Annotated in this window: 14 protein-coding genes and 1 pseudogene; 12 read left to right on the top strand and 3 right to left on the bottom strand. The window is 70.3% G+C overall.

What is annotated here, in order from left to right:
• The first annotated feature begins 4 nt into the window (after positions 1-4).
• Positions 5-1,081 (top strand): anthranilate phosphoribosyltransferase, encoded by a 1,077-nt coding sequence (gene trpD, locus OQ789_RS16835; RefSeq protein ID WP_324687157.1) that lies wholly within the window; start codon positions 5-7, stop codon positions 1,079-1,081.
• Here trpD and OQ789_RS16830 read toward each other — a convergent pair.
• Positions 1,019-2,854, bottom strand: a pseudogene (locus OQ789_RS16830) (DEDD exonuclease domain-containing protein); the annotation flags it as partial. The gene trpD and the pseudogene OQ789_RS16830 overlap by 63 nt on opposite strands.
• A gap of 183 nt (positions 2,855-3,037) precedes the next feature.
• On the opposite strand from OQ789_RS16830, the gene OQ789_RS16825 reads away from it, so the two are divergent.
• From OQ789_RS16825 to pimB, 4 genes are all read left to right on the top strand, one after another.
• On the top strand, positions 3,038-3,292 hold the full coding sequence (locus OQ789_RS16825) for a hypothetical protein (protein WP_324687156.1): 255 nt from the start codon (positions 3,038-3,040) through the stop codon (positions 3,290-3,292).
• Between the two features lie 177 nt (positions 3,293-3,469).
• Positions 3,470-4,609: a peptidoglycan hydrolase RipC gene (ripC, locus tag OQ789_RS16820; protein WP_324687155.1), complete on the top strand. Its 1,140-nt coding sequence runs from the start codon at positions 3,470-3,472 to the stop codon at positions 4,607-4,609.
• Positions 4,610-4,667: 58 nt separating this feature from the next.
• Complete coding sequence (locus OQ789_RS16815; protein ID WP_420716136.1) at positions 4,668-5,480, top strand: hypothetical protein; 813 nt, start codon at positions 4,668-4,670, stop codon at positions 5,478-5,480.
• Between the two features lie 64 nt (positions 5,481-5,544).
• On the top strand, positions 5,545-6,675 hold the full coding sequence (gene pimB, locus OQ789_RS16810; protein WP_324687154.1) for a GDP-mannose-dependent alpha-(1-6)-phosphatidylinositol monomannoside mannosyltransferase: 1,131 nt from the start codon (positions 5,545-5,547) through the stop codon (positions 6,673-6,675).
• A gap of 13 nt (positions 6,676-6,688) precedes the next feature.
• Here pimB and OQ789_RS16805 read toward each other — a convergent pair whose 3' ends face one another.
• Positions 6,689-8,491, bottom strand: a complete 1,803-nt coding sequence (locus tag OQ789_RS16805; RefSeq protein ID WP_324687153.1) for a long-chain fatty acid--CoA ligase — start codon at positions 8,489-8,491, stop codon at positions 6,689-6,691.
• Between the two features lie 177 nt (positions 8,492-8,668).
• Here OQ789_RS16805 and OQ789_RS16800 point away from each other — a divergent pair, with 177 nt between their 5' ends.
• From OQ789_RS16800 to OQ789_RS16780, 5 genes are all read left to right on the top strand, one after another.
• Positions 8,669-9,058: a polyketide cyclase / dehydrase and lipid transport gene (locus OQ789_RS16800; protein WP_324687152.1), complete on the top strand. Its 390-nt coding sequence runs from the start codon at positions 8,669-8,671 to the stop codon at positions 9,056-9,058.
• Between the two features lie 113 nt (positions 9,059-9,171).
• Positions 9,172-9,609, top strand: coding sequence for an SRPBCC family protein (locus OQ789_RS16795; RefSeq protein WP_324687150.1), 438 nt, complete (start codon positions 9,172-9,174; stop codon positions 9,607-9,609).
• Complete coding sequence (locus tag OQ789_RS16790; protein ID WP_324687258.1) at positions 9,602-10,882, top strand: ArsA family ATPase; 1,281 nt, start codon at positions 9,602-9,604, stop codon at positions 10,880-10,882. Before OQ789_RS16795 ends, OQ789_RS16790 begins: the two co-directional genes overlap by 8 nt.
• Positions 10,879-11,241 carry a hypothetical protein gene (locus OQ789_RS16785; protein ID WP_324687149.1) on the top strand — a complete coding sequence of 121 codons (363 nt, stop codon included), beginning with the start codon at positions 10,879-10,881 and terminating at the stop codon, positions 11,239-11,241. Before OQ789_RS16790 ends, OQ789_RS16785 begins: the two co-directional genes overlap by 4 nt.
• 85 nt (positions 11,242-11,326) lie before the next feature.
• Positions 11,327-12,055, top strand: a complete 729-nt coding sequence (locus OQ789_RS16780; RefSeq protein WP_324687148.1) for a lysophospholipid acyltransferase family protein — start codon at positions 11,327-11,329, stop codon at positions 12,053-12,055.
• Here OQ789_RS16780 and OQ789_RS16775 read toward each other — a convergent pair whose 3' ends face one another.
• Entirely contained in the window at positions 12,056-13,333 is a 1,278-nt protein-coding gene (locus OQ789_RS16775) for a glycosyltransferase 87 family protein (protein ID WP_324687146.1), read from the bottom strand.
• A 108-nt stretch (positions 13,334-13,441) separates the two neighbouring features.
• On the opposite strand from OQ789_RS16775, the gene OQ789_RS16770 reads away from it, so the two are divergent.
• Together OQ789_RS16770 and OQ789_RS16765 are read left to right on the top strand one after the other, a co-directional pair.
• Positions 13,442-14,311 (top strand): hypothetical protein, encoded by an 870-nt coding sequence (locus tag OQ789_RS16770; protein ID WP_420716135.1) that lies wholly within the window; start codon positions 13,442-13,444, stop codon positions 14,309-14,311.
• Positions 14,312-14,329: 18 nt separating this feature from the next.
• Positions 14,330-14,821 carry a polyadenylate-specific 3'-exoribonuclease AS gene (locus tag OQ789_RS16765; RefSeq protein ID WP_324687145.1) on the top strand — a complete coding sequence of 164 codons (492 nt, stop codon included), beginning with the start codon at positions 14,330-14,332 and terminating at the stop codon, positions 14,819-14,821.
• Positions 14,822-14,823 lie beyond the last annotated feature (2 nt).

Here is a 14,823-nt window from a genome sequence, read left to right as displayed (position 1 = left end):
GCGCGTGGCTTTGTCGTCCGACGTTTCGCCTTCCGGCGCGTCCCCGATCTCCTGGCCGCGGGTCCTGTCCCGGCTGACCGGGGGCCAGGACCTGACGCGCGGACAGGCCGCATGGGCGATGGACCAGATCATGGCCGGCGAAGCGAGCCCCGCCCAGATCGCGGCCTTCGCGGTGGCGATGCAGGTGAAGGTGCCCACCTCGGCCGAGGTCATCGAGCTGGCCGAGGTAATGCTCGATCACGCGGTGCCGATGCCCGCGCTCCGCGACGACACCGTCGACATCGTCGGCACCGGTGGCGACGGCGTCAACACGGTGAACCTGTCCACGATGGCGGCGATCGTGGCCGCGGCCGCGGGCGTGCCGGTGGTCAAGCACGGCAACCGGGCGGCCTCGTCGTTGTCGGGCGGCGCCGACACCCTCGAGGCGCTGGGCATCCGCATCGACCTCGGGCCCGAGCAGGTCGCACGCAGCCTCGACGAGGTCGGCATCGCGTTCTGCTTCGCGCCGCTGTTCCATCCGTCCTACCGGCACACGTCCGCGGTGCGCCGTGAGATCGGCGTGCCAACGGTGTTCAATCTCCTTGGGCCACTGACCAATCCGGCCAGACCGCGGGCCGGGTTGATCGGCTGCGCATTCGCCGACCTCTCCGAGGTGATGGCCGGTGTGTTCGCCGCCCGCCGGTCCAGCGTGCTGGTGGTGCACGGTGACGACGGGCTCGACGAGCTCACTACCACCACCACCAGCACGATCTGGCGGGTGCAGGCCGGCACGGTGGACAAGCTCACCTTCGATCCGGCCGGATTCGGTTTCCCCCGAGCCGATCTCGACGACCTGCTGGGCGGCGACGCGCAGGCCAACGCGGCGGAGGTCCGCGCGGTGCTGGCCGGTGACAAGGGTCCCGTGCGCGACGCCGTCGTCCTCAATGCCGCCGGTGCGATCGTCGCCCATGCCGGGCTATCCAGCCGCGCTGAATGGCTGCCGGCGTGGGAGGACGGGTTGGCCCGCGCCCGCGCGGCCATCGATTCCGGTGCGGCCGAACACTTGCTCGCGGGATGGGTGCGGTTCGGCCAGCAGGCCTGACCCCCGAAGCGCCTGGTTGGCGGCCAGTCGCGCCGAGCGCGCAGACGTGGCCCACGCCGACCACGGCCCGGCCGAGCGCAGCGGGGAAGCCCAGCCGTCCTCGGCCAACCGGACGATGCGTACCCCGGGTGTGGTCAACCAGCGCGCGATGAGCGCGGTCTCCTCGACCGGCGCGCCGCCCAGCGGGGCCGGGGTGGGCAGAATCGCTTGTGCCCCGGCAACTATCGCGTCGACGACCGGCATCGGCGGAACCCCGCGCCTGGCGCAGCCCGCCGCGGCGAGCCTGCCGTGGCGGATGACGGCCAAGTGGTAGCCGCCCTGCTCATCGGGTGCGGCGGCGACCAGCTCGGGCAGCGCGGCCAGGGCGCGCAGTCGCTGACCGCGCCACAGCGTCTCGACCGCGGTGACGGTGTGGTCGCGCAGGCGCGCGGCGCTTTCGAAATGATGCCGCCCGGCGAGCACGCCCACCTGGTCCACGGCCGCGGCCAGCGCGGCGTTGTCTGAGCCGTCGATCAGCGCCGCGACCCGCGCGACGGCGGCCGCGTACTGGGTGGCGGTGACGCCGCGCGCGGCCGGGCACGGCGACACCTCTGCCTCGGCGCACAGCGGCCCGTGCAGCGCCGAGCGGCCCAGCCGGTTGGTGCAGGTTCGTAGCCCGGTGAACCGGGCCAGCAGCGCGGCCGTGTCGGCGGCGTCGGCGCGGGCGCTGAACGGGCCGACGGCGCGGTCGTGCCGCGGCGCCCGCACCACGGCCAGCCGGGGGAAGGCCTCGTCGGTGAGCGTCACCCACCACCACCGCTGCGGGAACCTGGACCGCCGGTTGTACGGCGGGGCGTGCGCGGCCAGCAGCCGCAGTTCGCGCACGCCGGCCTCCAGCGCGTGGGCGCACTCGACGTGGTCGACCGCGCCGGCCAGCGCGACCATCTCCTTCATCCGGCCGCGCGGTTCGGCGCCGGTGAAGTACTGACCAACCCGGCGCCGCAGGTCCACTGCGGTGCCGACGTAGAGCACCTCGCCCGACGGCCCGCGGAACAGGTACACACCCGGCCGGCGCGGCAGGTGCTCGGCGAGGACCCGCTTGCGGCGCTGGGCGGGTGTCACGTCGGGCAGGTACGAACGCAGGTCGGCGTAGGTGTGTACGCCCTGATTGCCGACCCGCTCGATAAGGGCGTGCAAGACGTCGACGGTGGCGCGCGCGTCGTCCAGGGCGCGGTGGGTGGGCTGAGTGGTGACGGCGAACAGCCGCGCCAGCGCGGCCAGCCGCACGCTGGGCGCTTCCTCGCGGCTGAGCACCCGGCGGGCCAGCCGGACCGTGCACAGTACCCGCGGGCGCGGCCAGGCGATGTCGCACCGCTGCGCCGCTGCTCGCAGGAAGCCGACATCGAACCCGGCGTTGTGCGCGACCAGCACCGTTCCGCGGTCCAATCGGGCGAACTCGAAAAACATCGGCAGCACGGAGTCGATCGTCGGTGCGTCGGAAACCATCGCGGTGGTGATGCCCGTCAGCCGCACGATCTGAGGCGGGATGCTGCGCTGCGGATCCACCAGGGTGGCGAACTCGCCGAGCACCGCGCCGCCGCGCACCTTGACCGCCCCGATTTCGGTGATCGTGTCGGCTGGGGCGCCCTGGGCGCCCTCGGTGCTTTTGGTGCGACCACCGGTGGTCTCGAGGTCGACCACCACGAAGGTGGTCTCGCGCAGCGAGAGCTCGTCGGGCGTCAGCGGTGACCCCACGTCGGCGAAGCTCAGCTGAGTCGCACTCCGGGAAGGCACGGCGGTGACGTTAACGGCGACGGCCGACACCCGCGCGGCACCCACGCCGGGCGAGCGGGGAAACGCGCAAGCGGATGTCGGTGGCCGCGGTTACCGTTCGGGCAGTCCGGCGTGATAGTTCGCCGACAACCGCCGACAACCGGTTGAAAACGTTGAACAGCCAGAGCGAGAGGACCGATTCCGATGGCACCGAGAACTGGACCGACCGACGCCCGCGACACGCCGCCAGACCCGGAGGCGCCGATGGTGATCGACTGCGACGAATGCGCGGTGCGTGGACCCGGCTGCCGCGAATGCGTTGTCAGCGTGATACTCGGGGTCCCGGATACTTTATTGCGCGACGAGCGGGCGGCTTTGGAAGTTCTTGCCGAGGTCGGATTGGCGCCGCGACTTCGGCTCGTGCCGATTCGGAGAGGTCGGGGATCTGGTGTAGCCTAAACGCCTTGTCCCACAAAGGTCCTCGGGCCACCCGAAACGACTCACATAGAAATGCCAGGATTCTTTCTAATTTCTTAACCGCTTGCTTTGGACAAACGTCGATATCGTTTCGTAACCTGTTTGAGACCTAAACCAGCTCGACGACAATTCGTCGATGGCCGTTTAAGGAAGCAAATCTTGAGGCTCGACTCTAGGTACCCGGTTGCGCGTGTTCTGACACGTTCGGCCATTGGGACGCTAGCCGGCTTCGCGATCTTCTCCGGTGTCTTGACCGGCCCCGCGTGGGCAGACCCGGCGCAAGACGCCACCGCAAAACTCAACGAGTTGTCCCGCCAGGCCGAGCAGACCACCGAGGCCATGCACAGCGCCCAGCTGGATCTCAACGACAAACTGGCCGCGCAGCGCGCCGCGGACAAGAAGCACAACGACGACCAGGCCGCCGTCGACGCGGCCAAGGCGCACCTGTCGTCGTACCAGGACGCGGTGAACAAGCTGGCCGCGGCGACGTACATGGGCGGTCGCATCGATGGCATGCAGGCCATCCTGACCGCCGGCTCGCCGCAGGGCCTGATCGACAAGCTGGCGGTGCAGCGGGTGATGGCCGCGCAGATGGCCAGCCAGATGAAGAGCTACCGGATCGCCGGGGAGCAGGCCGCCAAGGCCGAGCGGGAGTCCGCCAAGTCGGCCGCCGACGCCAAGAGCGCGGCCGAGCAGGCCGCCGCGGTCCGGGCGAGCCTGCAGTCCAAGCAGAGCCAGCTGCAGGTGCAGATCGCGGTCGTCAAGTCGCAATACCTTTCTTTGACCACTGATCAGCGCGCCGCGCTGGCCAATCCCGGACCGGCCGCGCCGGCGCCGGGCGCCCCCGCGCCCGAAGCGGCGCCCCCGGGCGCACCCGGGCAGGCACCCGGTGAGGCTCCGCCCGGCGGGATGCCCGGCATGCCCGGCTCGACTCCCGGCGGTGTCGGCGGCGGCGACCGCGCCACCGTCGTGCAGGCCGCGCTGACTCAGGTCGGTTCGGCCTATGTATGGGGTGGCGCCGCTCCCGGTGGCTTCGACTGCTCCGGCCTGGTGATGTGGGCGTTCCAGCAGGCCGGGATTTCGCTGCCGCACTCCAGCCAGGCGATGGCCCACGGCGGCCAGCCGGTTGCGCTGTCGGATCTGCAGCCCGGCGACGTGCTGACCTTCTATTCCGACGCCTCGCACGCCGGGCTCTACATCGGCGACGGCATGATGATCCACTCGTCTACCTACGGCGTGCCGGTGCGGGTGGTGCCGATGAACTCCTCCGGCCCGATTTACGACGCCCGCCGTTACTAGACACCCCCGGCCGCGCCGGCGGCTCCCGATACTGCTGGCCGGGCTATTCGTCGTCGAACTGCTGGTGGCCGCGGCCGTGCCGTTCGACGCCACCCGCGAAAGCCGGATCCGGCCCGCGCAGCTGGTGATACCCGCCCGCAGTCAGGTGGCCGCCTCGACCCGATCGATCACCGTCGGCGACCGGACCGTGCGGCTGCTCGGTCAGGGCCCGGCCGCTGAGCGGTTGCTGTCCCGGGTGGCCGCGGACATGGGCGCGGCGATCACCGCGGTGGAGTCGTTCTGGGGCCTCGACTGGGCCCGCGAGATTTCCATCGTCGCGGCCGGCACCGACGAGGGGTTTCGCGCCGCCGCGGGCGGCGGACCGGCGTCGCAGTGGGCCGATATCGCGGCCGTGACGGTCGCGGACCGCGTCGATCCCGTTCGGCGGGTCGCCGTCGGCCAGCGGATCGTGTTCGCCCCGGGCGCTGCGGGCATGAGCCCCGCGTCATTGCGAATCGTGGTGACCCACGAGCTTTTTCACTACGCCGCCCGGCCCGACACCGTGGCCGACGCACCCCGCTGGCTCACCGAGGGCGTCGCCGACTTCGTCGGCCGCCCGCCCACGCCCGTGCCCCCCGACACGTTGCTGCCCATGACGCTGCCCACCGACGGCGACCTGGACGAGCCGGGGGCGGCGCGGTCATTGGCCTATGACCGCGCCTGGTGGTTCGCCCGATTCGTCGCCGACGCCTACGGGCCGCCGAAGCTGCGCGACCTCTACCTGGCCACCTGCGGCATCCGGCACACCGACCTTGCCGCCGCCGGCCAAGACGTGCTGGGCACCGGCCCGGCGGGCCTGCTCACGGCCTGGCAACAGTGGCTGACCCACTAGGGCCGGCCCGCTCGGCTCAGGCCAGGTGCCTGGTCGGCGTCGCCGTCACGCTAGCGTGACGCAGGTGAGTCGGGTCCTGCTGGTAACCAACGACTTTCCGCCCCGCCGCGGCGGCATCCAGTCGTACCTCGGTGAGTTCGTCGACCGGCTGGTCGACACCGGGTCGCATTCGGTGACGGTGTACGCGCCGCACTGGAAGGGCGCCGAGGCCTACGACGAGGCCGCCCGCTACCGCGTGGTGCGCCATCCGGGCACGCTGATGCTGCCCGGCCCGGCCGTGGACGCCCGAATGCGGCGGCTGATCGTCGACCACGGGATCGACACCGTCTGGTTCGGCGCGGCCGCCCCGCTGGCCCTGCTGGCCCGGCGGGCCCGCGGGGCCGGGGCGCGCCGCGTGCTGGCCAGCACGCACGGCCACGAGGTCGGCTGGTCCATGCTTCCGGTCGCCCGCTCGGTGCTGCGCCGCATCGGCGAGGACACCGACGTCGTCACCTTCGTCAGCCGCTATACCCGGTCCCGGTTCGCGCCGGCCTTCGGCGCCAAGGCTGCGCTGGAATATCTGCCCCCCGGAGTGGACATCGACCGGTTTCGGCCCGACCCGGCGGCCCGGGCCGAACTGCGTGACCGCTACGGGTTGGGCGAGCGGCCCACGGTGGTGTGCGTGTCCCGGCTGGTGCCGCGCAAAGGCCAGGACATGCTCATCAAAGCCCTGCCGTCGGTGCGCCGGCGGGTCGAGGGCGCCGCGCTGGTCATCGTCGGTGGCGGTCCGTATCAGGACCCACTGTGCGCGCTGGCCCGCGAGTGCGGGGTCGCCGACGACGTCACCTTCACCGGCGGTGTACCGGCCGCCGAGTTGCCCACGCATCACGCGCTGGCCGACGTGTTCGCGATGCCTTGTCGCACCCGCGGCGCCGGACTGGACGTTGAGGGGCTGGGCATCGTGTTCCTCGAGGCGTCGGCGACCGGTGTGCCCGTCGTCGCCGGCAAGTCGGGGGGAGCTCCAGAAGCGGTGCGGCACAACAAGACCGGGCTGGTCGTCGACGGCCGCGAGGTGGACGAGATCGCCGATGCCATCGCCGAACTGCTGACCGATCGCGACCGGGCGGCCGCGATGGGCGCGGCCGGGCGCGACTGGGTGACGGCACAGTGGCGCTGGGACACCCTGGCGGCGCGGTTGGGCACGCTGCTCGGCTGACCGCCTGGCGCGCCTACTCGGACTGGTAGATGGCCTCGATGTCGGAGGCGAACTTCTCGGCCACCACGTTGCGCTTGACCTTCATCGTCGGCGTCAACTCGCCAGTGTCCTCGGTGAAGTCGACCGGCAGGATGCGGAACTTGCGGATCGACTCGGCGTGCGAGACCGCCTGATTCGCGTCCTTGATCGCCGCGTCGACCTCGGCCATCAGGTCGGGATCGGTGGTCAGATCGCTCACCGCCGCGCCGGCCCCCTTCTGGTTGCGCTGCTTCCAGCCATCGAACGCTTCCGGGTCGATGGTGATCAACGCGCCGATGAACGGCTTGTTGTCCCCGACGACCATCGCCTGGCTGATCAACGGGTGGGCCCGCAGCCGGTCCTCGAGGACGGCCGGAGCGACGTTCTTGCCGCCCGCCGTCACGATGATCTCCTTCTTGCGCCCGGTGATCTTCAAGAAGCCGTCCTCGTCGAGGACGCCCAGATCGCCGGTCCTGAACCAGCCGTCGGTGAAGGCGTCGTCGGTGGCCTGCTCGTTGCGCCAGTAGCCGCCGAACACCACGCCGCCGCGCACCAACAGCTCGCCATCGTCGGCGATGCGCATGCTGTTGCCGGGCAACAGCGTTCCGACGGTGCCGACCTTGACGTTGCCGACCTGGTTGACGGTGATCGCCGAGCTGGTCTCGGTCAGGCCGTAGCCCTCGTGGATGGTCAGGCCCACGCCGCGGAAGAAGTGCCCCAGCCGCGCGCCCAGCGGCGCGCCGCCGGAGACGGACGCGTGGCAGTCGCCGCCGAGCGCCGAGCGCAGCTTGTGATAGACCAGCCTGTCGAACAGCGCATGCTTGGCGCGCAGCACGAGTCCGCGCCGGCCACGGTCCTGCGCCTCGCTCCAGTCGACGGCGGTCTGCACGGCCATCGCGAAGATCCGGCCCTTGCCGTCGTTCGCGGCGTTCTGCTCGGCGGTGTTGTAGACCTTTTCGAACACGCGCGGAACCGACACCACCACCGTCGGCTTGAACACGGCGAACATCGGCAGCAGGTTCTTGATGTCGCTGGTGAACCCGACGGTCACCTTGTTGGCGAACGCCGACAAGGTGAGCGAGCGCGCCAGCACGTGCGCCAGCGGCAGGAAGATCAGCAGGCGCTGCCCCTGGTCGAGCAGCGTCGGCAGGCTTTCCTTGGCGCCGCGGGTCTCGTACAGCAGGTTCGAATGCGTCAGCTGGCAGCCCTTGGGCCGCCCCGTGGTGCCCGAGGTGTAGATGAGGGTCGCCGGGTTCTCGGCCCGCAGCGCATCCAGCCGCGCGGTCAGCTCGGCCGGATCCACCGCCGCGCCGGCCTCCACCAGCTGGTCTAGGGCCTTGGGGCCCGAACCGGCGATGTGCAGCACCCGGCGCAGTGCGGGCAGTTCGGCGGTGAGCTCGGTGACCATCGCCGCGTGCTCGTCGGTCTCGGCGAACGCCAGCACCGCCTCGGAGTCCTGCAGCACCCAGCGCACCTGCTCGGCCGAAGACGTCTCATAGATCGGCACGGTGACCGCGCCCACCGACAGGATCGCCAGGTCGAGGATCGCCCACTCGTAGCGGGTGGCCGAGAAGATGGACACCCGGTCGCCGGCCTCAACCCCCAGCGAGATCAAACCAAGTGCGGCGGAGCGGATCTGACCGGCCGCCTCGGCGCAGGTGACGTCGGTCCACTCGCCGTCGACTTGACGCTGGTAGATGACGAAGTCGGGGTCGTCGCGCTCATGCTCGAAGACCATCGCCGCGATGTTGTCGCGCTCGTCGACGGAAAAGCGGGCGGGGACGCTGTACTCACGCACTCTGATGACCTCGATTGACCTCGTGAAGATTTCCGGTAGCCGGATTGCTGTCAGTCAGCCTAATCCGTGCGTTGCCCCAGCACGGCCCCTAGTGGGTCACGCGCACCGTGATTGCTCGGCGCGACGCCCGGGCCGCCCTGAACCCGGCGCCGCCGGCCGGTGTGTGAAGCTGTGGTCATGAACAGCATCCAGATCGCGGATGAGACGTTTGTCGCCGCCGACGGCGCCCGGGTGGGGGCCGCGGTCGCCGATCCGTCGGGCTGGCGCCGCTGGTGGCCGGACCTGCGGCTGCAGGTCGTCGAGGATCGCGGGGAGAAGGGCATCCGCTGGACGGTCACCGGCGCGCTGACCGGGACCATGGAGATCTGGTTGGAGCCGTCCCTGGACGGCGTCGTGCTGCACTATTTCCTGCACGCCGAGCCCACCGGGGTGGCGGCCTGGCAGCTGGCCAAGCTGAACCTGGCGAAGATGACGCACCGCCGCCGGGTGGCGGGGAAGAAAATGGCCTTCGAAGTCAAGGCGACGCTGGAACGGTCACGTCCGGTCGGAGTTTCTCCGGTAGTTTAGCCGGGTCGGGTCCGCGCAGAGAGTACCGTGTCGGACCGAGACCCGCGGGGTCCCCCGCAAGTCCCCCACATCGGCGGGGTCGATCCGTTCGCGGGAGAGAGGGCAGCAACCAGGTGGCGGAGAAGACGACGCAAACCATCTATATCGAAGCCGACCCGGCCACCGTGATGCGGGTGATCGCGGATATCGATTCGTACCCGCAGTGGATCTCGGAATACAAAGAAGCCGAGGTTCAGGAGAAGGACGCCGACGGCTACCCCAAGGTTGCGCGGATCGTCATGGACGCCACGGTGCTCAAGGACACGATGGTGATGTCCTACCGGTGGCCCAAGGACCGCCAATCGGTGAGCTGGACGCTGGTGTCGAGTTCGCTGCTGCGTTCTCTCGAAGGCTCATACCGGTTGGCGGCCAAGGGATCTGGCACCGAGGTCACCTACGCACTGTCCGTCGACCTGGCCATGCCGATGATCGGCTTGCTCAAGCGCAAGGCCGAGCGCCGACTGACCGACACCGCGCTGAAGGATCTCAAGAAACGAGTCGAGGCTGAGTGAGTCCGCCGAATCCCGAGCGCCCGCCCCGGCCCGAATCAGCCTTTTCGTCGGCAAAGGCGGGGTAGGGAAGTCCACCCTGGCCTGCGCCACCGCCGTCGGCGCCGCCAGCGCCGGACAGCGGGTGCTCGCGGTCTCCACCGACCAGGCGCACTCCCTCGGCGATGTCCTCGGCACCGCGGTCCCGCCGAGTCGGGGCGAACCGGTGCGGGTGCTCGCCGACCTCGATACCGGGCAGGCGCGGGCCGGCGGCGGGTTTCTGGACGCGTTGGCACTGGACACGCTGGCCCTGCTCGAGGTCCGGTGGCACGACGTGGTGGCCACGCTGGACCGGCGCTTCCCCGACTCGGAACTGAGTACCATTGCCCCCGAAGAACTTTCGGCCCTACCGGGGGTTCAGGAAGTGCTCGGTCTGCACGCCGTGGGCGAGCTGGCCCGCTCGGGCCAATGGGATCGGGTGGTGGTCGACTGCGCGTCGACGGCCGACGCCCTGCGGATGTTGACGCTGCCGGCCACGTTCGGGCTGTACGTCGAGCGGGTGTGGCCGCGGCATCGCCGGCTGTCCGTCACCGCCGACGACGCCCGGTCGGCAGCGGTGGTCGAACTGTTCGAGCGGATCAGCTCTCACGTGGAGGCGCTGGGCACGCTGCTCACCGACGGCGACCTGGTCAGCGCGCACCTGGTGCTGACCCCCGAGCGGGTGGTCGCCGCCGAGGCGGCCCGGACGCTGGGCTCGCTGGCCCTGATGGGGGTGCGCGTCGAAGAGCTGATCGTGAACCAGGTTCTGCTGCAAGACGACTCGTACGAGTATCGCAACCTGCCCGACCACCCGGCCTTCTACTGGTACACCGAGCGCATCGCCGAGCAGCAGAGTGTGCTCGACGAGCTCGATGCCACCATCGGCGAGGTGGCACTGGTGATGACCCCGCACCTGTCCGGCGAACCGATCGGCCCCAAGGCGCTCAGCGGGCTGCTCGACGCCGCCCGGCGGCGGGGCGGCACGGCCCCACCCGGCCCGCTGCGGCCCACCGTGGATCTCGAATCCGGGACGGGGCTAGGGTCCATCTACCGCATGCGGCTGGCGTTGCCGCAACTCGACCCGTCGGCCCTGACGCTGGGCCGCGTCGACGACGACTTGATCGTCAGCGCCGGGGGACTGCGGCGACGGGTCAGGTTGGCGTCGGTACTGCGGCGGTGCACCGTGCTGGACGCACACCTGCGCGGCAGCGAGCTGACGGTGCGTTTCCGACCGGATCCGGAGGTGTGGCCGAAATGAGTGAGGGTCATTCCGACGTCGGTCCGGAACTGCGCAGGCTCGCCCAGACGATCCTGGACGGCGTCGACCCGGCGGTGCGTGCGGCGGCGGCGCTGACGGCAGGCGCGGGCGCCGGCACCGGCAAGTGCCAACAGATCTGGTGCCCGGTCTGCGCGCTGGCCGCGTTGGCGAGCGGCGATGAGCATCCGCTGCTCACCGCCATCGCCAACCACAGCGTCGCCCTGCTCGAGGTGATCCGCGACATCCTCAACGACGTCGACCGGTCCGGCGCTCCGGCACCGGAACCGCCGGACGGTCCGCCCGACGACACCCCGCCGCCGACCCGTTACCAGCCCATCCCGGTCACGCTCGAGGAGTGAGCGGGCCGCGTCGCAGGTGGTCGGTTCGGGTGCCGATGGGTACAGTTGGCGCAGAACATCAGCGGGAGAGCCGAGAGGGAGCGCCATGTGGTACTGGCTATTCAAGTACGTGCTCCTCGGCCCGCTGCTGTCACTGCTCGGCCGGCCGAAAATTGAAGGGCTGGAACACGTTCCGGGCTCGGGTCCGGTGATCTTGGCCAGCAACCACCTGGCGGTGATGGACAGCTTCTACCTTCCGTTGGTGGTGCGGCGCCGAATCACGTTCCTGGCCAAGTCGGAATATTTCACCGGCACCGGTCTGAAGGGCTGGTTCCAGCGGTGGTTCTTCACCGCCGTCGGCCAGGTGCCGATCGATCGCACCGACGCCGACAGTGCCCGGGCCGCCCTGACCACCGCCCAGCAGGTACTGAGCCAGGGCAAGCTGCTGGGCATGTATCCCGAGGGCACGCGGTCGCCGGATGGCCGGCTCTACAAGGGCAAGACGGGGCTGGCGCGGCTGGCCCTGCAGACGGGTGTTCCGGTGATCCCGGTCGCGATGATCGGCACCAACGTCGTCAACCCGCCCGGGACCAACATGCTCCGGTTCGGCCGGGTCACCGTGCGCTTCGGCAAGCCGATGGACTTCTCCCGGTTCGAGGGGCTGGCCGGCAACCGCTTCATCGAGCGGGCCGTCACCGACGAGGTCATCTACGAGCTGATGGGACTGTCCGGCCAGGAATACGTCGACATCTACGCGGCGAGCGTGAAAAGCGGCGGTGACGCCGCCACGGCCGACGGCGACACCGCGCGGATTCCCGAGACCGCCGCCGGTTAGTTAGCCCGCGGCGGTAACCGGCGTCAACTGCTGCGGTGCCGCATCCCGCGCGACCCCCCGGGCGGTGACGGTGACGCCGACCGCGACGATGACGGCCAGCGCCCACCAGACATACGACATCCCGGCCAGCTGACGCCACCAGACCGCGCTGGCCTCGTGATGCTTGGGCAGCAGGTCGATCGGCGACCACCGCATCAGCGCCACCCCGACCGCGCTGATCAGCATCAGCGCCGCGGTGCGGCGCCGCCAGCCCGCGATCGCGGTCACCAGCACCGCCGGCAGCACCCAGACCCAGTGGTGCGACCAGGACACCGGCGACACCACCAGACCGAACAGCGCGACGCACACCAGCGCGAGCGTGGGCTCCCCGGCGCGCAGCGCCCGCCGCATCGCCCACACCGTCAGCGCAAGCACCAGCAGCGACGCGGCCACCCAGAGCAGGAAGCGTTCCTGCTGTCCGAGCCCCAGCCGGGCCAGGGCGCCGGCGATGTTCTGGTCGGTGTTCAACGACGCGGAACCGATCCGGTCGGTGTGACGCACGGTGTGCGTCCAGTACTCCCACGAGTCACTGAAGGCCAGCACGAAACCGAGCAGCGTCGCCCCCACGAAGGACGCCAGCGCGGTCAGCGTCGCGCGGTTGTCGCGCCGCAGCAGGAAATACAGCAGGAATACCGCGGGGGTGAGCTTGAGCGCCATGCCCAGGCCCAGCAGCAGCCCGCGCGGCCACGGCGTGCGCCGCGGCACGCAGTCGGCGATCACCAGTGTCATCAACACGACGTTGATCTGGCCGAAGGCGAAGTTCGAGCTGATCGGTTCCAGCCAGATCGCCGCCGCCGCCGTGACGACAATGGCCAGCCACCACCGGCGCACCCAGGTCGGGCCGGGCAGCGTCGTCGACGTGGACCACACGTCGAGGCGGGTCAGCACGATCACGGTCGAGACCACCAGCAGCACCAGCGTCAGGGCCGTGATCGCGACACTGGCTGCGGGCATGTGCATCCAGGCGAACGGGCAGAACACGATGGCCGCCAGCGGCGGATAGGTGAACGGCAGATCCACGATCGGGGTGTGGAACAGCGCATCCCCGCGGTACAGCGGATGGCCGTCCATCCACGCCCGGGCGCCCATCTGATAAACGTCGATATCGATGCGGTAGGGCGTGTGCCCGAACAGCTGCCATGCCGCGTAGCCCAGTCCCGCGGCGGCCGCCAGCCAGGCCAGCCCCCACAGCGCCCACCCGGGTCGGTTGCCCACGCCGGGCGCCTGCCGTGTACTCATGTCGCACATCAGCGTAATGGGTACCCGGGCCCCGACCCGCCTGGTGCAGCGCGGGTCCCACGACCGCGGCGCAGGCTGGCGTAGCTTGCAAGGGTGCTCCACTCGTTCGTGGCCGAGGTGAACCGATGGTTTGCACACGACGTTTACCACCGCGGCCACCTGCCGCTGCTGTGCTGCCTGGTCGCCTTCATCCTCACGTTTTTCGTCACCCGGACGTTCGTCCGTTTCATCCGGCACCGCGCCGAGACCGGCCGGCCCACCCGGTGGTGGCACCCGCGCAACGTTCGCGTCGGGGGAGTGCACATCCACCACGTCACCTTCGGGGTGGTGCTGACCCTGCTGTCGGGCCTGACGCTGGTCACGTTGTCCATCGACGGGCATGAGCCCCAATTCACGATTGCCGCAACATTTTTCGGGATCGGGGCGGCGCTGGTTCTGGATGAGTACGCGCTGATCCTGCACCTGTCCGACGTCTACTGGTCCGAGGACGGGCGCACCTCGGTGGACGCGGTGTTCGCCGCGGTGGCGGTGGCCGGGCTGTTGATCATGGGGCTGCACCCGCTGATGTTCTTCCTGCCGATCTGGCACGGTGCCGACTCGGCGGTGCTGCGGGCCGTGGCGGTCAGCGCGATGGCGTTGACGTTGCCGCTGGCGGTCGTGGTGGTGCTCAAGGGCAAGGTGTGGACGGGCCTGCTGGGCATGTTCCTGGTTATTTTGCTGGTCATCGGCGCGATCCGGCTGTCGCGCCCGCACGCCCCCTGGGCCCGCTGGCGGTACTCCACGCGGCCGGAGAAGATGCGCCGCGCGCTGCAGCGCGAGCGGAGGCTGCGCCGCCCGGTGGTGCGGGCCAAGCTGTATCTGCAGTGCGCGATCGCCGGCACACCCCGGTTGCCCGACGAACGCGCCGTCGACGCCACACTCGACCACGAGGTCCATCCGGCCCCGGCGCCCACCGGGCCGATCCTGATCGGTCGATAGCCCGTCTAGGCTTCCCGTGTGCGGTATTTCTACGACACCGAGTTCATCGAGGATGGCCGCACCATCGAGCTGATCTCCATCGGGGTGGCGGCCGAAGACGGCCGCGAGTACTACGCGGTGTCCACCGAATTCGACCCCGAGCGCGCGGGGTCCTGGGTGCGCAGCAACGTGTTGCCCAAGTTGCCGCCGCCGGCGTCGCAGCTGTGGCGTTCCCGCAGGCGGATCCGCGACGACCTGGAGGGCTTCTTCGGGGTCGGCGGCGACGAGCCGATCGAACTGTGGGCATGGGTGGCGGCCTACGACCACGTGGCCCTGTGCCAGCTGTGGGGGACCATGCCGGAGTTGCCGCGGTCCATCCCCCGATTCACCCGCGAACTGCGGCAACTCTGGGAGGACCGCGGCCGCCCACCGATGCCGCCTCGGCCGTCGGATGCGCACGACGCGCTGGTCGACGCGCGCGATCAGCTGCGCAGGTACCGGCTCATCACGTCGGGGACCTCCGGGGACTGAGG

Source organism: Mycobacterium sp. 94-17, from assembly GCF_035617725.1.
In the GTDB taxonomy this organism is placed as follows: Bacteria; Actinomycetota; Actinomycetes; order Mycobacteriales; family Mycobacteriaceae; genus Mycobacterium.
The sequence above is the reverse complement of the archived record's forward strand: the minus strand, read 5'-3'. Positions and strand labels throughout refer to the sequence as shown.

What these genes read in the sequence shown, in the direction of transcription:
- OQ789_RS16775 (WP_324687146.1), bottom strand. Translation starts at nt 13,333, where the DNA reads ATGAGTACACGGCAGGCGCCCGGCGTGGGCAACCGACCCGGGTGGGCG.
- OQ789_RS16825 (WP_324687156.1), top strand. Translation starts at nt 3,038, where the DNA reads ATGGCACCGAGAACTGGACCGACCGACGCCCGCGACACGCCGCCAGAC.
- OQ789_RS16780 (WP_324687148.1), top strand. Translation starts at nt 11,327, where the DNA reads ATGTGGTACTGGCTATTCAAGTACGTGCTCCTCGGCCCGCTGCTGTCA.
- OQ789_RS16800 (WP_324687152.1), top strand. Translation starts at nt 8,669, where the DNA reads ATGAACAGCATCCAGATCGCGGATGAGACGTTTGTCGCCGCCGACGGC.
- OQ789_RS16785 (WP_324687149.1), top strand. Translation starts at nt 10,879, where the DNA reads ATGAGTGAGGGTCATTCCGACGTCGGTCCGGAACTGCGCAGGCTCGCC.